Source organism: Streptomyces sp. NPDC026500 (assembly GCF_055567635.1).
This window is the reverse complement of sequence record NZ_JBVHQB010000011.1, coordinates 147,441-170,087: the sequence shown is the minus strand read 5'-3', so window position 1 is coordinate 170,087 and position 22,647 is coordinate 147,441. Positions and strand designations below refer to the sequence as shown.

20 protein-coding genes are annotated in these 22,647 nt (G+C 71.7%); 15 read left to right on the top strand and 5 right to left on the bottom strand.

Annotated features, from left to right (window positions below; genetic code table 11):
• The first annotated feature begins 56 nt into the window (after window positions 1–56).
• The 9 genes from ACZ4N5_RS21560 to ACZ4N5_RS21520 all read left to right on the top strand — a co-directional run bounded on the left by ACZ4N5_RS21560 (window position 57) and on the right by ACZ4N5_RS21520 (window position 9,517).
• The gene (locus tag ACZ4N5_RS21560) at window positions 57–1,289 is read left to right on the top strand and encodes an arsenic transporter (protein WP_467758758.1); all 1,233 of its coding nucleotides are present in this window, start codon (window positions 57–59) and stop codon (window positions 1,287–1,289) included.
• 5 nt (window positions 1,290–1,294) lie between these two features.
• Window positions 1,295–1,792, top strand: coding sequence for a universal stress protein (locus tag ACZ4N5_RS21555; RefSeq protein ID WP_389284246.1), 498 nt, complete (start codon window positions 1,295–1,297; stop codon window positions 1,790–1,792).
• Window positions 1,793–2,040: 248 nt separating this feature from the next.
• Complete coding sequence (locus tag ACZ4N5_RS21550; RefSeq protein WP_467758669.1) at window positions 2,041–3,000, top strand: endo alpha-1,4 polygalactosaminidase; 960 nt, start codon at window positions 2,041–2,043, stop codon at window positions 2,998–3,000.
• An 11-nt stretch (window positions 3,001–3,011) separates the two neighbouring features.
• Window positions 3,012–4,304 (top strand): ABC transporter substrate-binding protein, encoded by a 1,293-nt coding sequence (locus ACZ4N5_RS21545; protein ID WP_467758668.1) that lies wholly within the window; start codon window positions 3,012–3,014, stop codon window positions 4,302–4,304.
• Window positions 4,305–4,352: 48 nt separating this feature from the next.
• Window positions 4,353–5,315, top strand: a complete 963-nt coding sequence (locus ACZ4N5_RS21540; protein ID WP_467758667.1) for a carbohydrate ABC transporter permease — start codon at window positions 4,353–4,355, stop codon at window positions 5,313–5,315.
• Entirely contained in the window at window positions 5,312–6,142 is an 831-nt protein-coding gene (locus tag ACZ4N5_RS21535) for a carbohydrate ABC transporter permease (RefSeq protein ID WP_467758666.1), read from the top strand. The genes ACZ4N5_RS21540 and ACZ4N5_RS21535 overlap by 4 nt, the downstream gene beginning before the upstream one ends.
• A 2-nt stretch (window positions 6,143–6,144) precedes the next feature.
• Window positions 6,145–7,179 carry a carbohydrate kinase family protein gene (locus ACZ4N5_RS21530; protein WP_467758757.1) on the top strand — a complete coding sequence of 345 codons (1,035 nt, stop codon included), beginning with the start codon at window positions 6,145–6,147 and terminating at the stop codon, window positions 7,177–7,179.
• Entirely contained in the window at window positions 7,176–8,495 is a 1,320-nt protein-coding gene (gene melA, locus ACZ4N5_RS21525; protein WP_467758665.1) for an alpha-galactosidase, read from the top strand. The genes ACZ4N5_RS21530 and melA overlap by 4 nt, the downstream gene beginning before the upstream one ends.
• A 602-nt stretch (window positions 8,496–9,097) precedes the next feature.
• A complete protein-coding gene (locus ACZ4N5_RS21520; protein ID WP_467758664.1) occupies window positions 9,098–9,517 on the top strand; it encodes a DUF7144 family membrane protein in 420 nt (139 codons plus the stop codon).
• Between the two features lie 56 nt (window positions 9,518–9,573).
• On the opposite strand, the gene ACZ4N5_RS21515 is transcribed toward ACZ4N5_RS21520, so the two are convergent.
• On the bottom strand, window positions 9,574–12,225 hold the full coding sequence (locus ACZ4N5_RS21515) for a winged helix-turn-helix domain-containing protein (protein ID WP_467758663.1): 2,652 nt from the start codon (window positions 12,223–12,225) through the stop codon (window positions 9,574–9,576).
• A gap of 257 nt (window positions 12,226–12,482) precedes the next feature.
• On the opposite strand from ACZ4N5_RS21515, the gene ACZ4N5_RS21510 reads away from it, so the two are divergent.
• From ACZ4N5_RS21510 to ACZ4N5_RS21495, 4 genes are all read left to right on the top strand, one after another.
• On the top strand, window positions 12,483–14,105 hold the full coding sequence (locus tag ACZ4N5_RS21510; RefSeq protein ID WP_467758662.1) for an MFS transporter: 1,623 nt from the start codon (window positions 12,483–12,485) through the stop codon (window positions 14,103–14,105).
• Between the two features lie 127 nt (window positions 14,106–14,232).
• Complete coding sequence (locus ACZ4N5_RS21505) at window positions 14,233–14,436, top strand: hypothetical protein (RefSeq protein WP_261707285.1); 204 nt, start codon at window positions 14,233–14,235, stop codon at window positions 14,434–14,436.
• Window positions 14,437–14,579: 143 nt separating this feature from the next.
• Window positions 14,580–15,242 (top strand): HdeD family acid-resistance protein, encoded by a 663-nt coding sequence (locus tag ACZ4N5_RS21500; protein ID WP_467758661.1) that lies wholly within the window; start codon window positions 14,580–14,582, stop codon window positions 15,240–15,242.
• A 218-nt stretch (window positions 15,243–15,460) separates the two neighbouring features.
• On the top strand, window positions 15,461–17,167 hold the full coding sequence (locus ACZ4N5_RS21495; protein ID WP_467758660.1) for an ArnT family glycosyltransferase: 1,707 nt from the start codon (window positions 15,461–15,463) through the stop codon (window positions 17,165–17,167).
• Between the two features lie 63 nt (window positions 17,168–17,230).
• Here ACZ4N5_RS21495 and ACZ4N5_RS21490 read toward each other — a convergent pair whose 3' ends face one another.
• From ACZ4N5_RS21490 to ACZ4N5_RS21480, 3 genes are all read right to left on the bottom strand, one after another.
• Window positions 17,231–17,764: a flavoprotein gene (locus tag ACZ4N5_RS21490; protein ID WP_467758659.1), complete on the bottom strand. Its 534-nt coding sequence runs from the start codon at window positions 17,762–17,764 to the stop codon at window positions 17,231–17,233.
• A 381-nt stretch (window positions 17,765–18,145) separates the two neighbouring features.
• Window positions 18,146–18,340 (bottom strand): ferredoxin, encoded by a 195-nt coding sequence (locus ACZ4N5_RS21485; RefSeq protein ID WP_467758756.1) that lies wholly within the window; start codon window positions 18,338–18,340, stop codon window positions 18,146–18,148.
• 20 nt (window positions 18,341–18,360) lie between these two features.
• Window positions 18,361–19,569: a cytochrome P450 gene (locus ACZ4N5_RS21480; protein ID WP_467758658.1), complete on the bottom strand. Its 1,209-nt coding sequence runs from the start codon at window positions 19,567–19,569 to the stop codon at window positions 18,361–18,363.
• Between the two features lie 357 nt (window positions 19,570–19,926).
• Between ACZ4N5_RS21480 and ACZ4N5_RS21475 the strand changes: the two genes are divergently transcribed.
• Window positions 19,927–20,559 (top strand): LysE family transporter, encoded by a 633-nt coding sequence (locus ACZ4N5_RS21475; protein WP_467758657.1) that lies wholly within the window; start codon window positions 19,927–19,929, stop codon window positions 20,557–20,559.
• Window positions 20,560–20,717: 158 nt separating this feature from the next.
• Entirely contained in the window at window positions 20,718–21,161 is a 444-nt protein-coding gene (locus ACZ4N5_RS21470; protein ID WP_467758656.1) for a nitroreductase family deazaflavin-dependent oxidoreductase, read from the top strand.
• Between the two features lie 277 nt (window positions 21,162–21,438).
• Here the strand turns inward: ACZ4N5_RS21470 and ACZ4N5_RS21465 are convergent, their stop codons facing one another.
• The gene (locus ACZ4N5_RS21465; RefSeq protein WP_467758655.1) at window positions 21,439–22,521 is read right to left on the bottom strand and encodes a cation diffusion facilitator family transporter; all 1,083 of its coding nucleotides are present in this window, start codon (window positions 22,519–22,521) and stop codon (window positions 21,439–21,441) included.
• Window positions 22,522–22,647 lie beyond the last annotated feature (126 nt).

Genomic DNA, 22,647 nt, shown 5'->3' with positions numbered 1-22,647 from the left:
CCGCGCACCTCGCCGCGCCGCTCGCCACCGCTCTCGGCAGCCCGTTCGCCGAGGCACTGTCCGTCGTCCTGCTCGCGGCCGTCCTGGTCTGCGCGGTGGTGCGGCCGTTCGACTGGCCCGAGGCGGCGGTGGCCGTGCCCGCCGCCGGTCTTGTCCTGGCCACGGGGGCGATCTCCTGGGATCACGTCCGCGAGGAGGCCGCGCATCTGGGTCCGGTGATCGGCTTCCTCGCGGCGGTCCTCGTCCTGGCCAAGTTCTGCGACGACGAGGGGCTGTTCCAGGCCTGCGGCGCGTGGATGGCCCGCTGGGCCGCGGGACAGCCCGGCCGCCTGCTGACCGCGGTCTTCGTGCTCGCCTCGGCGATCACGGCGGTGCTCAGTCTGGACGCGACCATCGTGCTGCTCACCCCCGTCGTGTTCGCGACGGCCGCGCGGATGGGAGCCCGACCGAAGCCGCATGTGTACGCGTGCACCCACCTGTCGAACACCGCCTCGCTGCTCCTGCCGGTCTCCAACCTCACGAACCTGCTCGCGTTCACCGCCAGCGGTCTGAGCTTCACCCGCTTCGCCGCGCTGATGGTGCTGCCCTGGCTCGTCGCGATCGGCGCCGAGTACGTGGTCTTCCGGCGCTTCTTCGCCCGCGACCTCGGGGCGGGCGCGTTCCCCCGCCGGGCCGAGGAGCCGCCGGAGCTGCCGCTGTTCGCGCTGGTCACCGTGGGCTGCACCCTGGCCGGTTTCGTCCTCGCCTCGGCGGTCGGCGTCGATCCGGCCTGGTCCGCCGCGTCGGGGGCGCTCGTCCTGGCCACCCGCGCCCTCGTCCGCCGCCGCACCACCCCGCTCACCGTGGTGCGCGCCGCCGCGCCGTCCTTCCTCGCCTTCGTCCTCGCACTCGGCATCGTCGTCCGCGCGGTGGTCGACAACGGTCTGGCCGACGCGCTCGACAGCCTCCTCCCGGACGGCGGCTCACTGTCGGCCCTGCTCGGCATCGCCGCGCTCGCCGCCGTACTGGCCAACCTGATCAACAACCTGCCCGCGGTCCTCGTCCTGCTGCCGCTGGCCGCCGACTCGGGCGCGGGCGCCGTGCTCGCCGTGCTGCTCGGTGTCAACATCGGGCCCAATCTGACGTACGCCGGTTCCCTGGCGACGCTGCTGTGGCGACGTATCGTGCATCAGCACGAACACGGCGTCGATCTCAAGGAGTTCACCCGGCTGGGCCTGATCGCCGTACCCGCGGCACTCGTCCCCGCCGTACTGGCGCTGTGGTTCTCGCTCCACGTCATCGGAGGCTGATGGACATGCGGGTGGTCGTCTGGCTGGTCGAGGGAACATGGCCCGCGTGCGTGGACGCCGTACGTACGCACGCTCCCGGCGCGACGGACGTGGTGCTGCTCCATGTCGCGGATCCCGGTGTGCCCGGTCTCGCGCACGGCGCCTTCGCGGGGCTCCTCGGCCGCGGACGCTCCGAGCCCGATCCGGGGGACCTGCTGGAGACTCTCGGTACGACTTCCGGCGCCGAGCTCCTCGACGCGGCGGCCGAGCGGCTCGCGGGCCCGGCGACGCGGCTGGAGCGCACCGGCCGGGTCGAGCGGGAGGTGGTCGCCGCGGCCGAGGGCGCCGGACTGCTCGTCCTGGCCCGCGACGGCGACCGCAGCCGGCTCGGCCCGCACAGCCTGGGACCGGCCGGTCGTTTCGTCGTCGACCACGCGCCCTGCCCGGTGCTGCTCGTCTGGCCCGAACCGGCACCGGACGTCACGACGCTGCCGCCGCCTCCCCCGCATCCCCCTCGCCCCTAGCGCCTGTCGGACAGGCCCTGGGACGGCCCACGCCCCGACCTGCGGAACAACCGCCGGAGGGCGCCCCCGACGGAAGCCGGCCCTTGACGAAGTCGGGCAGCCGCGATTGGATCCTGGCGTGCCGTGGTGCGACCCGGCACGCAGAGGTACGCCCAGCCGGTAACGGACCAGGTTCAAGTCCGGCCAAAGTCGCCAGGATCGCTCGCAGCGTCCGAGGCGGGGACGTACTCGCGATTGATGGAGCGGACATGCCCCCCGTCAAACGTGTTCTCCGCGCCGGAGTTCTGGGCACCGTCACGGCCCTGGCCGGTCTACTGACGCTCGCGGGCTGTGATGCGGGCAAGGACACGAGCGCCTCGCCGAAGAGCCCGAGCACACCGTCCAAGGCCCCGGCCGCCTCACCGTCCGCCTCCGGAACCGCGGCCGATCCCTCGGCGCCCGTCGAAACGGCGACCACCTCGCCGAGTCCGACGCATCGGCCCGGTCCGACGGCGACCGCCGTCGAACTCCCCCCGCTGCACGCGGGGTTCGACTACCAGATCGGCGGTGCCTACCCTCCGGCCTCCGGTGTGCGGATCGTCAGCCGCGACCGCTCGTCGTCCCCGGCGCCCGGCCTGTACAACATCTGCTACGTCAACGCCTTCCAGGCGCAGCCGGAGGAACGCGGACAGTGGCCCGCCGACCTGCTGCTGCGGGACGCGCACGGCAAGGTCGTCGTCGACCAGGACTGGAACGAGGCACTGCTCGACATCCGGACGCCCGCCAAACGACGGCGGGTGGCCGCGCGCGTCGACCGGTGGATCGACGACTGCGCCAAAAAGGGATTCGACGCGATCGAGCCGGACAACTACGACAGTTACACCCGCTCCCGGAAGCTGCTGACCCCGGACGACGCCACCGCGTTCATCACCCTCCTGTCGCGGCACGCGCACGCCCGGCATCTGGCCATCGGGCAGAAGAACACCGTCGAACTGGCGGCGCTCAGATCACGGACCGGGCTCGACTTCGCGGTCGCGGAGGAGTGCGGCGAGTACGACGAGTGCGGGGAGTACGCGAAGGCGTTCCACGACCGGGTGGTGGTCATCGAGTACACCGACAGCGGTCTGCGCAAGGCCCGTTCGGCCTTCGGCGACCGGCTGAGCATCGTGCGCCGGGACGTGCTGGTCTCGACACCCGGCAGCGCGGACTACGTCCGCAAGACCCGCTGAGGGGGGCCGGGATGACACGCGCGATCGCGCGGCGCCGGCTGCTCCTGGGCGCGGCGGCGGCCGGGGCCCTCGCCGGCTGCGGCGGCCCCTCGGACGGCGTCGGCGCCGACGGCAGGGTGACCGTCGAGCTGTGGCACGGACAGAACGACACGGCCAGGAAGGCCGTGGAGGCGCTGGTGGCCGAGTTCAACCGCACACATCCGCGCATCCGCGTGGACAGTTCGGGCGGCGGAGTGCTGGCCGACGCGATGCTCCAGAAGGTGACGGCCGCGCTCGCCGCCGGCTCGTACCCCGACATCGCCTACATCTTCGGCTCGGACCTGGCGAGCGTCGCACGCAGCCCCCGGGTCGTCGACCTGACGTCCGCGCTGCGCGAGGGCACTCCGCCGTGGAACTCCTTCTGGGCGCCGGTACGGGACGCGGTCACCGTCAACGGCAAGGTGCGCGCCGCCCCGGCTGTGCTCGACTCGCTGGCCGTCGTCTACAACAAGAAGCTGTTCCGGCGGGCCGGGGTCCCCTTCCCGAAGCCGGGCTGGAGCTGGGACGAGTTCGTCGACACCGCGCGGAGGCTCACCGACTCCGGGCGCGGGGTGTTCGGCACGGGCTGGCCGGGCACCGGCGACGAGGACACCGTCTGGCGGCTGTGGCCGATGATCTGGGACCTCGGCGGCGAGGTGGTCTCCGCCGACGGCAAGGGCATCGGCTTCGCCGAGCAGGGCACCGAGGCACTTGGGACCCTCGCCCGGCTGGCCCACGACAAGAGCGTGTACGTCGACCCGAAGCCCGGCGGCGAGCAGATGTACCAGGTCTTCCTGGGCGGCCGGATGGCGATGGTGGCGACCGGGCCCTGGGAGCTGCCGGACATCATCACCGCGAAGATCGACTACGACGTCGTCCCGCTGCCGACGTACAACGGCAGGCCGATCACCATCTCCGGGCCGGACACCTGGACCGTGTTCGACAACGGTTCCGCCCGTTCCCGGGCGGCCGTCGAGTTCGTGAGCTGGATGATCCAGCCGGCCCAGGACGCGCGCTGGGGCATCTCGGAAGGCAGCCTCCCGCTCAGCTCGGGCACCGCCCGGCGGCCGGAGTGGCGCGAGCACTCCGCGACGACCGCGGGACTCGACGTGTTCACCGACACGCTGACCTCCGCGCGGGTCCGGCCCGTGCACGCGGCCTATCCGCAGATCTCCCAGGCTCTCGGCGAGGCGATCGTCTCGGTCCTGCTCGGCAAGGACTCCCCCGCCCACGCCATCCGCCGGTGCGCCGACACGGCCGACGCGGCCCTGCTCATCCCCCGGTGACCTCGACTTCAGACGTTCCCAGCTGACTTCCGGCTGAAGGAGGCCGTCATGTCCACCCTTCCCCGCGCCCTCACGCTCGCACCCGGCGCCGCGCAGGCCCCGGCCGCCGCGCGACGAGCCGCCCGCCGCCGTACCCGCCGCGAGACGGCCACCGCCTGGGCGTTCATCAGCCCGGCGGTCGTCGTGATCCTCGGCCTGAGCATCGTGCCCGTCGTGTGGTCGCTGCTCCTCTCCTTCCGCGCCGACGATCTGGTCACCCCGGGCCGCTGGGTCGGCCTCGACAACTACCGGGCACTGTTCCAGGACCCCAACTTCCATACGGCCGTGGGCAATACGCTGCTGTACACCGCCCTGTACGTGCCGCTCAGCCTGGTCGGCGGGCTGGCGCTCGCCCTGGCACTGAACCGCCGCATCCGGTTCATCGGCCTCTACCGCACACTCGTCTTCGTTCCGTTCGTGGTGTCGGCGACCGCGCAGGGCGTGCTGTTCTCGTTCATCCTCGACCCGGAGTTCGGTGTCGCGAACTCCCTGCTGCACAAACTCGGACTCTCCCCGCAGGGCTTTCTGACCGACCCGGACCAGGCGATCTATCTGCTGGTGCTGATCTCGCTGTGGAGCGGCGTCGGCTTCTGCGTCGTCGTCTATCTGGCCGCGCTCCAGGACGTCCCGCCCGAACTCGTCGAAGCCGCGCGGATCGACGGGGCGGGCCGCCGGCGGGTGCTGCGGCACATCATCCTGCCGACCCTCACTCCGGTCACCGTGTTCCTGCTGCTGTGGCAGCTGATCACGGCGCTCCAGGTGTTCGACCTCATCTACGTGACGACGAAGGGCGGGCCGCTCGGATCGACCGGCGTGGTCGTCTACTTCGTCTGGCAGCAGGCGTTCCAGATGTTCACCGCGGGCTACGGGGCCGCGGCGGCGTACGTCCTCGCCCTCGCCCTGCTGGTGGCGGGCGGGGCCCTGCACCTCGTACGGCGCCGGCAGGAACGTATCGAAGGAGCGGTCCGATGAGTTCACCCGCGACCTCCCGGAGGCCGAGCGGCTGGCATCTGCTGCTGGCGCCGCTGACCCTGTGCTTCGCGCTGCCGCTGGTGTGGCTGGCGCTCAGCTCGGTGATGTCCAACGCGGAGATCAACCGGTTCCCGCCCGCGCTGTGGCCCAGCGGGATCGACCTGGGCGGCTACCGGTATGTGCTCGGGAACGCGATGTTCCCCCGCTGGTTCGCCAATTCACTGATCGTCGCGGCCGCGGCTGTCCTGTCGAATCTGCTGCTGGGGGCGCTCGGCGGCTACGCCTTCGCGCGGATGCGGTTCGCCGGGTCGCGGGCGCTCCTCGGGCTGATGCTGGCGACGATGGTGATCCCGTTCCAGCTCACGATGATCCCGACCTTCCTGGTGATGAAGGAACTGGGTCTCATCGACACGCTCGGCGCGCTGATCGTGCCGTCGCTCGTCACCCCGTTCGCGGTCTTCCTGTTCCGGCAGTTCTTCCTCGCGCTGCCCAGGGAGATGGAGGAGGCCGCCTGGATCGACGGGTGTTCGCGGCTGCGGGTGCTGTTCTCGATCGTGCTGCCGCTGGCCCGGCCGGCGCTGGCCACGGTCGCGGTGCTGACGTTCCTGAGCACCTGGAACGATCTGTCCTGGCCGCTCATCGCGATCAACCACGACACCCAATACACGCTGCAACTCGGTCTGACGACGTTCCAGGGACAGCACCACACGCGGTGGTCGGCGGTGATGGCGGGCAATGTGATCACGGTGCTGCCCGTCCTGGTCGCGTTCCTGCTCGCGCAGAAGACCTTTGTCCAGTCGCTGACTTCGAGCGGTCTGAAGGGCTAGGCATCATGAAATCCTTCGATCTCCTGGTCGTCGGCGACGCCAATCCGGATGTCGTGGTCGGCCCGCTGCGCGGCCCGCTGGAGTTCGGGCAGCGCGAACAGCTCGTCGAGCACGCCGGGTTGGTGCTGGGCGGCTCCGCGGCGATCATGGCGTGCGGGGCCGCGCGGCTCGGGCTGCGGGTCGCGTTCGCGGGCCGGGTCGGTGACGATCCCGCGGGCGCCTTCGTGCGCGAGGCGCTCGCCGGGCGCGGCGTCGACGTCGGCTTCCTGGTCACGGACCCGGTCCTGCCGACACCACTCACGACGGTCGTCACGGCCGGGGACGGGGACCGGGCCATCCTCACCGCGCCGGGCTGCCTCACGGCGACCGGTCCCGAGGACGTGCCGCGGGACCTGATCGCGGCCTCCCGGCATGTGCACGCGGCCTCGTTCTTCCTGATGCCCCGTCTGGCGCGTTCACTGGCCTCGGTGTTCGGCCTGGCGCGGGAGACGGGCGCGACGACGTCGCTCGACACCAATGACGATCCCGCGGGCCGATGGGACCACGAACTCCTGGACCCGGTACTGAAGTTCACCGATTTCCTGCTGCCCAACGCGGCGGAGGCCCGCGCGCTGGCCGGGGAGAGCGACCTGATCCCGGCGGCCACCGTCCTGGCCGGCAGGGGACCGACGGTCGTCGTCAAGGACGGCGCGAACGGCGCCCTCGCCTGCACGGGGACACGGCTGTCGCGCGCGCCGGCCCCGCCCGTCGAGCCGGTGGACACCGTCGGGGCGGGCGACAGCTTCGACGCCGGATTCGTCGCCGCGACCCTGCGGGGACTGGACCTGCGCTCCGCGCTCACGATGGCCGCCGTCTGCGGTTCGCTATCGACACGGGCGCACGGCGGTACGGCCGCACAGCCCACCTGGGACGAGGCCCGCGCCGCGGCCCGCGCGGACATCCCGGGCCTCCCTCCCGGCGCGAACGCCCCGAACACCGCCGAAGACCCGGGCACTTCGGAAACCCCCCGCACCAGCGACACCAGGAGCCGCTCATGAACGACGTCACCCCCGCGAAGATCGCCTTCATCGGAGCCGGGAGTGTGGTCTTCACCCAGGGCCTGCTGGCCGACCTGTTCACGTTTCCCGAACTCGCCCACGCGCGGATCGCGTTGCACGACATCGACCCGGAGCGGCTCGCCACGGCGGAGGGCGCCGCCCGGTACATCGCCGGCGTACGCGGCGCCAAGCCCACGATCACCGCGCATCCCGACCGCCGAGCGGCCCTGGCGGACGCCGACTTCGTCATCAACATCATCCAGGTCGGTATGGACGGGGCGACCCGCACCGACTTCGACATCCCCGCCCGCTACGGACTGCGCCAGACCATCGGCGACACGCTCGGCATCGGCGGCATCTTCCGCGCCCTGCGCACTTTCCCGGTGCTCCGCGCGCTCGCCTCCGACATGGCCGAACTGTGTCCGGACGCCCTCTTGTTGAACTACACCAACCCCATGGCGATGAACGTCCTCTATCTGAGCCGCATCGCCCCCGCCCTGCGCGTCACCGGCCTGTGCCATTCGGTGTACTGGACGATGCACGACCTCGCCCAACTCGTCGGCGTCCCCTTCCAGGAGGTCACCCATCTGGCCGCCGGGGTCAACCACCAGGCGTGGGTGCTGCGTTTCGAGCGCGCGGGCCAGGACCTCTACCCCCTCCTGGACGAGGCCGTCGCCAAGGACCCCGGGCTGCTGCGCCGGGTCCGCGTGGACATGTACCGCCGCCTCGGCCACTACCCCACCGAGACGAGCGAGCACTCCTCTGAGTACGTGCCGTGGTACCTCCACCACGACAGCGAGATCGAGCGGCTCCGGCTGCCGGTGGGCGCCTATCTGGAGATCATCGAGGAGAACGCGGCGAGCTACCGGCGCACCCGTGACGCCCTCGCCTCCGGGGCGCCCCTCCCCGTCGAGGGCACTCTGGAGTACGCCCCGCAGATCATCCACAGCACGCTGACCGATACCCCGCGCACGATCTACGGCAATGTGCCCAACCGCGGCCTGATCGACAACCTCCCGTCGGACTGTGTCGTCGAAGTCCCTTGCCTGACCGACGCGTTGGGGGTGCAGCCGACCCGCGTCGGCGCGTTGCCGCCGCAGTGCGCGGCGCTGAACAGCGCGTACGTCGCCGTCAACGACCTGGTGGTGCGCGCCGCCACCGATCACGAGCCGCGCCACATCCGGCACGCCGCGATGGCCGACCCCGCGACGGCCGCCGCCCTCCCCGTCGAGCGCATCTGGGACCTGTGCGACGACCTCGTACGGGCCCACGGAGATCTGCTCCAGCCCGAGCTGAGGGTGCTGCTGGGCCACTGAGCCTGCGGCTCTCGGCCCGAGGGAGCGGCCGGGGCGCCGGTCCGGCGGCCCGCGAAGCCCCGACCCGGGCAGCGGATGCCGGGGGCGGAGCCGCGAACCCCCGGCATGGAGCGCGGCGGCCGTCCGGCCAAGCCCGCGAATGCCCGGAGGGCACGGGCTGCGGCGGCAGCCCGGCCGAGCCGCGGATCCCCGACACACGGGCAGTGGCGGCCATGGGGCCAAGCCCGCGAACGCCCGGTCGGGCCGCGGATCCCCGACACGGGCGACGGTGGGCGTCCGGCCGAGCCCGCGAACCCCCCGGCAAGGGCGGAAGCGCCCGGTGCCGGGCCGGACCCGTCCCCCCTCCCTCGGCCTCTCCCCTCGTACCCCAGGCCCCGGGTCCCTGGTCCCGGCTCCTTGGTCCCTGGTCCCGGCTCCCGGGCTCCGCGTCCCGGGTCCCGGGCTCCTGGGCTCCGGGTCCCGGGTCCCGGGCTCCTGGGCTCCTGGTCCCGCGGACCGGGTCCGTTCATCGTCACCCTCAGGGGGTGAGGCCGGAGGGGGCCGGCTGTCGCATGCTCGGTGGTGAGTGGCTGCGGTCGCAGCCGTGCAACGGAGGTTCTGCCATGGCAACCACCCAGCATCACACTCACTCCAAGACCGCCCTGACGGCGGCCGGCGGCTTGATGATCTTCGCCTCGGTGATGCTGTTCGTCGCCGGCGTGCTGGACATCCTGCGGGGCGTCATGGCGATCGCCAAGGACGACGTCTTCGTCACCAGCCAGAACTACGTCTTCAAGTTCGACCTGACGAGCTGGGGCTGGATCCACCTGGCGCTCGGCGCGGTGGCCGTGGCCGTGAGCCTCGGCCTCTTCGCCGCGGCCACCTGGGCACGCGTGATCGGCGTGGGCATCGCGGCGCTGCTGATCATCGCCAACTTCCTCGACATCCCGTACTACCCCGTCTGGTCACTGACGCTGATAGCCCTGTACGGATTCGTCATCTGGGCGCTCTGCGTGGCACGGCCGGACACGGACACCGACTAGCCCGGACGGCACCGCACGGCACCGGGCGGCGACACCGGACGGCACGGGTCCGCGGCTCACAGGAGGTGCAGGTCGCGGGCCCGTCGTACGGCCTCGCCCCGGCGGGTCGCGGCGAGCTTGCGGTAGACGCTCTTGAGGTGGGTCTTGACCGTGTTGACCGACAGATGCAGGTCGGCGGCGATCTCGTCCCTCGACATCATCTGCGCCAGGCGTTCCAGCACCTCCTGCTCGCGATCGCTGAGCGGCTCGATCACCGGCGCGTGATCCGGCCGCGGGGCGGCCTCGGTGCCCCTGACCGCGGCCATCACCGGGAGCCACTCATGGCCCTGGGCCAGCACGGGTCGGCGTCGCACGAACGTTCGTAGCCATGGGTCGGCCTCCACGAACGGCCGTCTCAGATGCTCCGGCCTGGCCAGGCGCAGGGCCCGCGCCACCAGCCGCTGGGCGGTGAAGTCGTCGCCCAGCGCGTCCGCGGTCTGCGCCCGTACCAGCAGCACCGGGACGGCGATGCCGGGCCCGTCGTCCAGTTCGGTGGAGAGTTCGTCGAGCAGGGCTCGTGCCGCCTCCCGGTCGCCGGTCGCGAGCCGGGCGCGGGCCGCGGCCGCCGCGGCCGCCGGCCCGGTGGCTCCCTCCTCCACGAGCACCTCCATCGCGGCGGGCGGATCACCCAGGGCCAGGTGCGCGGCGGCCATGACCAGCGCGGCCCGTTCGCTGACCCACGGCGAGGGCTCGACCCCGTGCGGGGGTCGCTTCAGCTCCTGAAGGACGCGCAACGCCTCCTTCGGATGCCCCTTGGCCAGCAGCATCCGGGATCGCAGGAGACCGAGGCCCGCCGTCGCGACGGGATCGTGCGAGGCCGTGGTGGAGGCGGTCGCCTGGTCCAGGTGTGTCTGCGCCGCGGCCAGATCGTCACGGTCGACGGCGACCGCGGCCATCACGAGCTGGGCGACCCCCGTCCGGGCGGCCGGGGGAAGGCCGGAGCGCTCCGCCTCGGCGACCGCGGCCCGCGCGTGCGACTCCGCGCGGCCCGGCCGGCCGCACACGAAGTCGATCAGGGCGAGCCGGCTGAGCGATTCGTGCCGGGGGTACGCGGTGGACGGTCCGTCATCGACCTGCGCGGCGGCGGACAACGAGGTCCGGGCGGCGTCGAACCGCCCCGCCCACAGCTGCGCCGAGCCCAGGTCCGTGAGCATCAGGGCCCGCAGCTCCGGGTGCTGTTCCAGCCGTTCGGCCGGAAGGGACAGCTCCGCCGCCGTCATGTCCTCGGCCGCCTCCTGCGCCCTGTCGGCCGAGCCGGTCAGCCGGGCGGCGAACACCCTCAGCAGCGCGTGGCTCAGCCGCAGGGCCGCCGTGTCGGCGCCCTCGTCGGTCAGCTTCTCCCCGGCCCGGCGCAGAAAGTCGAGGCCCCGGACGACGTCGTGGCGGACCAGCTCACGGGCGGCGCGCACCAGGCACGCGGCCGGACCGGCGGCATCCGGAGGCATCGCGGCGAAGAGTCCGTCCAGGCGCTCGGCGTCGAGTCCCGTCAGCAGCTGGCCGATGGCCAGCTCGTCGACGAACCGGCCCGCCGCGAGCTCCCATTCGCCCGCCCCCGCCGCATGCGGCAGAGCCTCCGCCAGCAGTCCCGCGTCGCTCAGCCAGCGGGCGGCCCGCCGGCGCAGCTCGGGCTCCATCCCCGGATGGCGCACCCGCAGATGGACGCGCAGGATCTCCGCGAACAAGGGGTGCAGCCGGTACCAGGAGTGGCCGATGGCCTCGACGAACGCGTTGGCGTGCTGAAGCCCGGCCAGAATGGGTTCCGCGTCGTCCCGGCCGGTCAGGGCGTTGGCCAGATCCGGGTGGATCTGTTCGAGGATGCTCGAACGCAGCAGCAGGTCCTGTGTTTCGTCCGACTGCGCTTCCAGCACCTCGGCCAGCAGGAAGTCCGCGAGCGTGCTCTGGCCCGCCTCGAAGTTCTTGATGAACGTGTCCGGATCGTCCACGTTCTGCGCCGCGAGGATGCACAGTCGCAGCCCGGCCGCCCAGCCTCCGGTCCACTCGGTCAGCGACCGCGAGCCGTCGTCCGACAGCCGGATGCCGTGGCGGCTCAGCAGGGCCGCCGTCTCGCCCGGAACGAATGCCAGGTCGGCGCCCCGGACCTCGGCCACCGCTCCGGCGGCGCGATAACGGTGCAGCGGCAACTGCGGCTCCGTACGGCTGACGATCACCAGGCGCAGACCGCCGCCCGCGTGGCGCAGCACGAACTGGAGCTCGTCCGCGACCTCTGCCGGGGCTCCCACCCGGTCGAACTCGTCGAGCACCAGGATCACCGGATCCGCGCGCTCGCTCAGCCAGGCCGCGAGCCGGGTCAGCAGCGAGTGGTCCACGTCGCCGGGGCTGGAGGGGCTGCCGATGTCGTCCGGAACCACGGCTCCGTGCCGCCGCATGGATTCCAGGACGTACGTCCAGAAGATGCCGGGGCCGGTGTCCTCGTGTTCCACGGTCAGCCAGGCGACGTCACCCGGATGGTCCATCGTGGAGATCCAGTGGGCGACCAGGAGTGTCTTTCCCGCGCCCGCGGGCCCGTTCACCAGGGTCAACGGGCCCTGGACACCCTCGGCCAGACGTCCGACCAGACGAGGCCTGCGCACGAAGGTCTCCGTCAGGTCCGGAACGGTGAACCGGACGGCGAGCAGGGGGTCACCACCTGGGGTCAGCAGCCCGGCCATGGGGTTCTGCCTCCGCGATCTATCGGCTGCGGCGACGTGTTCGGTCCGATGTGGTCCGGGTCCACAGCTCCCTCCCCGGCGTAACCCCCGCACACTGATCGTCACCCGCTGTGCCGAAAGTCGCAAGGCAGGCTCCGGTCGCCCGCGGTGGGTGAGGCGGGAGACGCCGTCTTCGGGTCTCATGGGAGCGGAGCGGGGGCCGGATGTCACTGCTCGGCGCACCAGCGTCGCGGGCCGACTCGACGAGGTGGTTACCGGTGAAGCACTGGCGCGCCCTGATGGTGCTCGGCACGGCACAGTTCCTGATGGTCCTGGACACCTCCGTCATGAACGTGTCCATCAGCCAACTGGTCGAGGACTTCGACACCGAGGTCACCGCCATCCAGGCCGTCATCACGCTCTACGCGCTGGTCATGGCGGCCTTCATGGCCACCGGCGGGCGGCTCGGCGACATCGTCGGACGCCGTCGCATGTTCATCATCGGACTGATGGTCTACGGCGTCGGGTCGGCCCTGACCGCCGTCGCCCCCACCGTCTGGGTTCTCGCGCTCGGCTGGTCGGTCATCGAAGGGCTCGGTGCCGCCATGGTGCTGCCGGCCATGGCGGCCCTGGTGGCGGAGGCCTACACCGGACGGGACCGGGCCGTCGCCTACGGCGTCATCGGCGGGCTCGCCGGCGCGGGCATCGCGGTCGGACCACTGCTCGGCGGCTGGGTGACGACGTACCTCACCTGGCGTCTGGTCTTCGCGGGTGAGGTCGTGGTCGTCATCGCGATGCTCCTCTTCCGCCGGGTGATCGACGAATCGCCCCGGCCCGATCCCCGCCCCCGGCTGGACGGCGTGGGCTCCGCCCTGTCCGCGGCCGGGCTGGGCCTTGGCGTGCTCGGTGTCCTGCAGAGCAGTTCCTGGGGATGGGTGCAGCCCCGCAACCCGCCCTTCACCGTCTTCGGCTTCGCTCCGACGCTGTTCGTCGTCGCCGCCGGGGTGCTCGTCCTGGCCGTCTTCGCCAAGTGGGAACGCCGGAGGGAGGAGCACGGCACCGACCCCCTGATCCATCTGTCCCTCCTGCACAAACCGCCGCTGCGCTCCGGGCTGCTGACGCTGCTCAGCCAGAACCTCATCCTGCTGGGGCTGTTCTTCGCCATCCCGCTGTATCTCCAGGTGGTGCAGGGCTTCGACGCGTTCCAGACGGGACTGCGGCTGCTCCCGGTGTCCGTCACCATGCTGCTGGCCTCCGTACTGGCCTCCCGGCTGGGGCGGGTGATGGGGCCGCGCCGTGTCGTCAGGCTGGCCCTTCTGACCCTCCTCGGAGCGATCGCGTGGCTGCTGTCCACCATCGACCCGGTCATCGACGACGCACAGTTCGCCGGAGCCATGGCCCTGCTGGGCGTCGGTATGGGCCTGCTCGCCTCGCAGTTGGGCAACGTGGTGCAGTCCAGCGTCGGCGAGGAGGAACGCAGCGAGGTCGGCGGACTCCAGTTCACCGCCCAGAATCTTGGCTCCGCGCTCGGTACCGCGCTCATCGGATCGATCCTCATCGGCGCCCTGGCGCAGGCGTTCACCACCCAGGTGGCGAACAATCCGGACGTGTCGCCGGAGGCACGCCAGCAGACCGGCGTCGCGCTGGAAGCGGGCATCAGTTTCGTGCCCACCGACGAGGTGCGTTCGGCGGCCGAACAGGCCGGGCTGCCGCCGGCCGAGGTCGCCGCCGTCACGGACTCCTACGCGACCGCGCAGCTGAACGGCCTGAAGGCGGCGATCCTCGCGGCCGGCGGCATCACGCTCGCCAGCTTCCTGGTCACGACGCACCTGCCGACCGGGGCGGGCCGGAAGAAGTCCCGCGACACCGGCGCCCCGAGCGACTCCCTCGAACAGGCGTGAGCGCGCGAGGCGGCGCCTCGGACGAAGGTTCACCTTTTGCGGGTGAGGGCGGACGGCGCGGTGCACCGGATGATCGTGGGGAAGGGCCGTCCGCCTGCCCCAGGCCGCTCGCCGGGGGGAGCCCCACATGCAGTACGAGATCCGCGTCGAGGGACATCTGTCGGAGACGCTTTCCGAGGCGTTCCCGGAGATGGATCACGTGCTGATCTCCGGCCAGACGATCCTGTTCGGCCCGGTTGTCGACGAGGCACATCTGTACGGGCTGCTGGCCCGCTGCCGGTCGCTGGGGCTGCGTGTCGTGGAGATGCGCCAACTGCCGGAGCAGCCATGAGGTCGCGGCTGGAGCAGCCATGAGGATCACCCGTCGGGGGTGACCCGCGGGACGTCGGCGCACGGGAGTCTGGATTCCGGGAATCCACCCACCGTCCCGTACGCGGTCCGGCAGTGGTCCGCTCGACCGCGTGAGGAGGAACCATGACCGCATCGCATGGTTCGGCACCGCACACCGGACCGGACCCCTGGCACAAGGGCTCGGCCTCGGCGCCCCCGGGTGACACCGCGGTGCTGCTGGACCGCGTCGGCGCCTCCTGGACCTGGCTCCTCGGCTCGGCCGTCGCGACGCTGGTCCCGGGCATCCTGGTCCTTGTCTGGCCGGACGAGACCCTGCACGTACTGGCGGTTCTCCTCGGTCTCTATCTGCTGGTGATCGGCCTGTTCCGTTTCGTGTCGGTCTTCGGCCACCAGGAGCAGGGCAACCGGTTCGCCGCACTGCTGATCTCGGTGCTCTATGTGCTGGCCGGCGTCCTGTGTCTGCGCAACCCGATGCAGACCATCGCCGCACTGTCCCTGATCATCGGCGTCGTCTGGCTCGTGTCCGGCGTCCTGACCGCGTACACGGCTCTTGCCAGCAAGGACCTGCCGCATCGCGGCTTCGTCCTGTGCGGGGCGGCGATCGGCATCATCGCGGGAATCGTCGTGCTGGCGCTGCCGACCGAATCGGCCCGTGCCCTGACCCGGCTGCTCGGCCTGTGGATGGTGCTGATCGGTCTGGTCGAACTGGTCGTGGCCTTCGCCTGGCGGGCCGCCCTGCGCCGGGCGGTCTCGGCCGGGCCGCGTGACCCGGCCTCTCCTTACTGAGGCGAGGCCGAGACGGAGGAGGCCGAGCACGCCGCTGCCGTCCGCACACAGCCGCCCAGGATTCCTTGAGTTGTGCGGAGGGCGGGGCATACTCGTGACTCCCCTGCCTGGGCGCCGGCGGATCATCCGGCCGGCGCCTCGACGCGCACCCGAATCCGCGGGCCGGCCGATGAGCAGGCTGGTACGGAGCGGACGTAACAAAGGGCATGCCGACATTCATGGCCAGCCGGGTCGACGACCGCGTGCTGGTGAACAGCGCCGTGGCGCCGCCGAGGTTCTTCGAGCGGCTGCGGCGGCACAAGCGGGCCGCGTTCGTCGTGGCCGTGGTCCTGCTGCTGGTCCAGATGGCCGTCGCCATGGTCAGTACGGCCGTGGAGCAGACCCCGACGATCGACGAACCCGTGTACGTGGGCGCGGCGACGGTCTACATCCAGCAGCACGACCTGCGGTACAACCCCGAGCATCCGCCGCTGGGCAAGCTGATCATCGGGAGCGGGCTGCTGTTCGCGCACCCGCACCTCGACCCCGCGTTCAAGGGCGATCAGACGGAGCTCGGGCGGCGTGTGCTGTACGAGTCCGGCAACGACCCCTGGCGGGTGATGCTGTGGGCACGGTTGCCGGTGATCCTCCTGACGCTGCTGTTCGGTCTGGTCGTCCTCGCGTTCGCCCGTGAACTCGCGGGCCGCGCGGGCGCGCTGGTGGCCCTCGCGCTGTACGCGTTCTCGCCCGACGTGATCGCGTACGGCTCGCTGGCCACGCTCGACGTGCCGGCGTCGGGTTTCCTGCTGACGTCGGTGTGGCTGGTGTGGCGGGCCAGGCGGCGGCCGCTCCGGTACCTGCCGCTCGCCGCCGTGGCGCTCGGCGCGGCGGTGGCGACGAAGATGAGCATGCTTCCGGCCGTTCCGGTGCTGCTGCTCCTCGCGGTCGCGTCCGTGTGGCACGCGGGCCGCCCCGCCCCCGCCGCGGCGCCGTGGAGCGACACGCGGGCGAAGGCCCGGCTGCTCGGACTCGGTGCGGCGGCCGCCGTGGGCATGGCCGTGGTGGCTGTCGCGGTGGTGTGGGCGACGTATCTCGCCGTCGATCCCCGGCTGCGCTGGACGGCGCCCGCGGACCTGCCCGCCGTGCACGGACTGCGCGCGCTGCTCATCGACCACCTGCCCGTTCCGCAGGCGTACCGGGACGGGATGCGGGTCCAGTTCGGCTACGAGAACGCGACCTGGCAGGGCTTCCTCTTCGGCCGTCTCTACCAGGGTTCCCTCTGGTACTACCTGCCGGCCGCGCTGCTGGTGAAGACCCCGCTCGGCATGGCGGCGCTGTGGACGGCCGGTTCGGTCGCGCTGCTCGCCGTGCGCCGGCTGCGGCCCGCCGCCCCGTACCTCCTCGTCCCTCCGGCGCTGCTGCTGGCTTCGGCGATGACCGGCTCCCGCGATCTCGGCGTGCGCTACGCCATTTACATGCCGGTGTTCCTCGCGGTCGCGGCGGGATGTGCCGTCGTCGTGCGCCGGCGCCGGGCGGTGATCGTCACGGCGGCGCTGGTCCTGTTCGTCGCCGTCAGTTCGCTGCTGACGTATCCGTACTACCTGCCGTACTCGAACGAGGCGTTCGGCGGCCCGGAGAAGACCTATCTGCGCCTGCACGACTCGAACGTCGACTGGGGCCAGGATCTCGGCCGTCTGGCCGACCGGCTGAGGGCGCACTACCCGCACGAGAAGGTGTGGTTCGTGTACAAGGGCGCCGGTGTGCCGTCCGCCTACGGCATCGAGGCGGCCGATCCGCGCACGGTGCCCGCAGATCGGGTGCACGGGCTGCTCGTCGTGTCCGACACCTCGATCGACAAGGCCGACGCCCCGCTGAAGGCCCTGCTCGCCACGAGCCGGCGGGTCGAGGAGGTCGGCCACTCGATCACCATCTTCCGCCGGCCGTGAACCGACCCGACCCGACGGCACCGTCACCGTTCCGTCACTGGTCGGAGGTGACGCAACCCGCCGTCACTCGTCGGGCGTGAGCAGATCCAGCACCCGCTCCCACTGGAAATCCCTTTTCGCGCCGTCCTGTTGGACCTCCCCGGCGTACGGGTCACCGAAGCGGACGCCCATCCCGCTCAGCCGCTCGACACTCGCGCGGTAGGCGGGATGAGCCGCCAACGCCTCGTTCACACAGGGCAGTACGGCGATCGGGACGCCGAGTCCGTAGGCCTCGCACAGCGTTCCGAGGGCGAGGGTGTCCGATATGCCGGCCGCCCACTTGTTGACGGTGTTGAAGGTGGCCGGCGCGAGGGCCACGGCGTCCGGTGCGGGGAAGGGGCGCGGGTCGCCGGGGGCCCGCCAGGCGGAGCGGATCGGGCGGCCGGTCCGCCGCTCGACCTCCGCCGCGTCGAAGAAGCCGAGGCCCTGGGGCGTGGCGATGACGCCGACCTCCCAGCCCCGCTCCCGCGCCGCGGTGATCAGCGTGCCGATGTCCTCGGCGATGCCCGCCGCGCAGACGACGACGTAGAGGAAGGGCTTCTCCGTGGGTTCGCTCACGCGGGAACCCTAGTAAAGATCCGGTCGCGCCAGTGGAGGGGACGGTCTCTCCTCCACTGGCGTAAGGGACGGTCTCCCCTGCTGAAGGGGGAAGGTCTCCCCGCGTTCCGACTCCGGGCGCGGGCACGGATGCGGCTCGGGTGCGGGCTCGGGTGCGGGCTCGGACACGGGCTCGGATACGGGCTCGGATGCGGTTCGGATGCGGGCTCGGATGCGGATGAGCGGGCGTTCTCCCTGACGGCCGACGAACGGGGCGGGTACCGAGTTCCGAGCGTTCCGAAAGGGCGTCCTGGGCCGGCGTCGAGCCGCACGCCCCACGCGCGTGCGCATGGCGTGCGGCGAGCCGGCCGCCGCCATGCGCACGGAGGACGAGGAAGTGTCTCAGGTCTCCGTCACCGTGATGGCGCCGACCGGACAGGCCCGTACCGCCTCGCGCAGCATCGGGTCGCCGCCGCCGTCCGCGCGGCCCGGCAGCAGCGCGCTGAATCCGTCGTCGTCCTGGGTGAAGACGCCCGGGGCGGCGAGGGCGCACTGGCCCGCACCGATGCAGACGTCCTTGTCGATCGCGATGCCGATGTCCATACCCACCAAGCCCCTCACCAGGTCACGGGGAGTTCCAGCATCCCCTGGATCGTGTCTCCGGGCTTGAAGGCGACGGCGTCGGCGGGGGTGGCGAGCCGCAGGCCCGGAAACCGGTCGAAGAGCGACAGCAGCGCGATCTCCATCTCGGCCCGGGCGAGGTTCTGGCCGAGACACTGGTGGATGCCGAAGCCGAACGCCACATGGTGCCGGGCCGAGCGGCGCCAGTCCAGGGCGTCGGGCTCGGGGAAGGTGTGCTCGTCACGGTTGATGACGGACGTGGAGAAGACCACGCCCTCGCCTTCGCGGATCGTCGCACCGGCCACCTCGATGTCCTCGGTCGCGACGCGGAGCAGGCCGTCCGCGATGGACAGGAACCGCAGCAACTCCTCGACGGCGGCGGGCATCAGGGCCGGCTCCGCCCGCAGTTCGGCGAGCCGCTCCGGATGCCTGAGCAGGGTGAACGTGCCCAGCGAGATCATGTTCGCCGTCGTCTCGTGCCCGGCGACCAGCAGGATGGTCGCCAGTGAGATCAGTTCCTGCCGGTCCGCCCTTCCCTCGCGCAGCTGATCGTGGATGAGTTCGTCGAGGAGTCCGTCCCCGGGATCCTTCTGCTTGCGGTCGATCAACGAGTCGAAGTAGGCGTCCAGTTGGTCGCGTGCGTCCTCGATGTCGGCAGCGTCCGGGCCGCGCAGCAGCCGGCGGGACTGTGCCTCGAAGAAGTCGTGGTCGCCGTACGGAACTCCGAGGAGGGCGCAGATCACCATGGAGGGCACGGGGAGCGCGAAGTCGTTCACCAGCTCGGCCGGCGGGCCCTGTTCGGCCATGCGGTCGAGCAGCCGGTCGACGGTCTCCTGGATGCCGGGCCGCAGCGCGCCGATCCGCTTGAGGGTGAAACTCGGTACCAGCATGCGGCGTTGGACGTGGTGCTCGGGATCGTCGACGCCGAGCAGCGCGACCCGGCGGTTGCGCGACGCCGCGAACCGCTCGGTGACCGCCGGGAACGCGGGCAGCGTGCGGTCCGAGGACAGCCGCGGGTCGGTGAGGAGTTCACGGGCGACGGCGTGACCGGTGACCGCCCAGACTCCGCGCCCGTCGAAGAGGGAGATCCGCGAGAGCGGACGCCCCTCGCGCAACGGCGCGTAGGCGGCGGGCGGGTGGTAGGGGCACGTACGGTCCCGCGGAAAGGCGACCGGGGGTTGGGTCAGGGGGGTGGTTTCTGTCATGAGTGACCTCGCAAGCGACGGTTCCCTCTTGCCGATCTTCATTAGATGCCCCAGGCACCTATACGGCCACACGAAGTTCGGCCAGATGAGCCGATCGCACGATCTGGCCGAAGCACGACGGGCCCGCTTCCGGTTGCCCCGGAGTACCGCCCTCGTCGCCGCCCCGCCTGCGCGGTCATGGCTCGAACCCCTCCAGAACACCCCTTCCGAAAATCGGTTGCGCGGGCATGTCCGGTGGCCCGAACATCGGCCCATGTTCACGATCGAAGCCCTCCTGCCGCCGACCTCCACCGCCGTTCGCCCGGTGCGGGTCCAGCAGCAGCCCGGCCGACCGCGGAGGCCCGAGCTTCCCCGGTCGTGACCGCCGCGCTCGTCGCGGGGCTTCTCGCGGGATATGGCATCGCCATGCCCGTCGGAGCGGTCGCGACCTACCTCGTCTCCCTCACCGCTCGTACGTCCCTGCGGATCGGCGCCTCGGCCGCGCTGGGCGTCGCGACGGCCGACGGCCTGTACGCCCTCGTCGCCGCCCTCGGGGGTACGGCGCTCGCGGCCGAGCTCCAACCGATACTCCTCCCGCTGCGCCGGGCCTCCGTACTGGTCCTCGCCACGCTGGCGGTCCGCGGTGCGATCGGCGCGGTCCGCCAGTACCGCGAGCGCCGGCTCGCCGAGCGGAGCGGGCAGGATCCCCCGCACCTGTCCCGCGCCTACCTGGCGCTGCTGGGGATCACCCTGCTCAACCCCACCACGGTCGTCTACTTCGCCGCGCTGGTGCTCGGCAGCGGTGCGGCGGAGGCGGCACATCCGCTGGACCAGGGGGTGTTCGTCCTCGCCGCGTTCGCCGCGTCCGCGAGCTGGCAGCTCCTCATTGCCGGCGGCGGCGCCCTGCTCGGCCGGACCCTGACGGGGCACCAGGGACGACTCGTGACGGGTCTCGCGTCGAGCGGCGTGATCATGCTGCTGGCAGTACGCATGCTGGTGGCCCCGCATTGAGATCCCGGGCCTGCCGGTGTGCGCCCGGTACGCCCCACCGGGGGATCGTCCCCGCGCGGAAAGCCACGCGGGGACGGCGGTGCGGAAGATTCGCGTCCGTACTGGTGTTGAATCGTGCCGAGACACGACCAGTCCGACGCGACGATGGGACGGAAGTCATGCCACTTGAGGGCGAGTACGAGCCCAGCCCCACGCAGTGGGTGCGGGACCAGGTGGAGTTGTACGAGAGTTCCGGTGGGACCAAGGGAACGACGCTGATGGACACCGGAATGCCCGTCATCATTCTCACGACACGCGGTGCCAAGAGCGGCAAGATCCGCAAGACCCCGCTGATGCGCGTCGAGCACGACGGACGCTACGCGGTGGTCGCGTCGCTCGGCGGTGCTCCCAAGCACCCTGTCTGGTACTACAACGTCACGTCCGATCCCCGCGTCGAGCTCCAGGACGGGCCCGTGCGCAGGGAGTTCACGGCCCGGGAGATCACCGGCGAGGAGAAGGCCCAGTGGTGGGAGCGCGCGGTCGCCGCGTATCCCCCGTACGCCGACTACCAGACGAAGACCGACCGGGAGATCCCCGTCTTCGTGCTGGAGCCGACCGGCTGACACCCGACTGCTACCAGGTCGCACGCGCACAGGGAGAGGGCCCGTACCGCACACACGCCGGGACGGGCCCTTTCCCTGTGCGGGCGGGGCGGGGCGGGGCGGACCGGACGGCCTGCCCCTCGGGTCGGCATGTCCGGCCCGCCCGGCACCCGGTCGCGTCCGGCACCCGATCGCGTCCGGCACCCCCTCGGCACGCCCGGCACCCGCTCGGCGCTGAACACTCCCAGATTTCCGCGTGCCGGTGTGCATGAACCCTCGGGCGTCGGGCACACGCGGGTCAGGCCCCGCCGCGTTCCCCCGTTGCGGCGGGGCTTCCCGCTGTCGCGTCCCCGGCGTGCTCCCGGTCGCTCGCCCCGCTCTCGCCGCGGCGCGCGGCCGCTCGCGCGGCTCGGGCGTCGGTCACGTCGAGGAAGATCTGGTCGGCCTCGGGGAAGGTGTGGGCGACCGAGCGCTTGATGCGGACGGCGACCTCCTCCACCTCCTCGCTGTCGAGACCGGGGACCAGGTCGATCCGGGCGGCCACCAGGGTCGAGTCGAGGCCCAGCTCCATGGTCAGCAGCGCCTCGACGCTGTCGATCTCGGGCTGCGCCTTGAGCAGTTCGCGGATCCGGCCGCTCTGCTCGTCGTCGATGGCCCGTCCGATGAGCTGCTCGCGCGCGTCCCGGCCGAGCCAGAAGGCGATGCACACGAGTAGCAGTCCGATGGCGAAGGAGGCGGAGGCCTCCCACACGACCTGGCCCGTGACCACGTGGAGCACCATGCCGACGATCGCGAGGCTCACGCCGAGCACCGCCGTGCCGTCCTCGGCGACGACCGTGCGCAGGGCGGGGTCCCGCATCCCGCCGGCGCCGCCCTGCCCGCGTATCTGGTGGAGCGCCCGCAGGAGCGAGCCGCCCTCGGCGAGCAGCGCGACACCGAGCACCGCGATGCCCACCATGTAGCCACCGAAGGACTCATCGGCTCCGTTGCGGAGCGCCTCGAAGCCCTGGAAGAACGAGAAGCAGCCGCCCATGACGAAGATTCCGACGGCCGCGAGCAGTGACCAGAAGAACCGTTCCTTGCCGTAGCCGAACGGATGCCTGCGGTCGGCGGGGCGGCGGCTGCGGCGGAGCGCTGCCAGCAGGAAGACCTCGTTCGTGCTGTCCGCCACGGAGTGCGCGGCCTCCGAGAGCAGCGCGGGCGACCCCGCGATCAGGCCGCCCACGGCCTTGGCCACGGCGATCAGCAGGTTGGCGCCCAGTGCCACGATCACGGTGACCCTGGTTCTGCTGTCCGAGCCCTCCTCCTTCTGCCGCTGCTGCCCCTTCCGCCGCGTCGAAGGGTCGCGATCCGTCGTTTCGTTCGTTTCTTCACCGCTCACCCCGGCCGGTTTCCCCTGGGTCTCCACCTCACACCGTGCCGGCCGACAGAATCGGACCGAGGGGTACGGGGGCCGCAGATCGGGCACCCGTACCCGGTGGCAGGAGGCCGGCGCATCGCCCGCCCG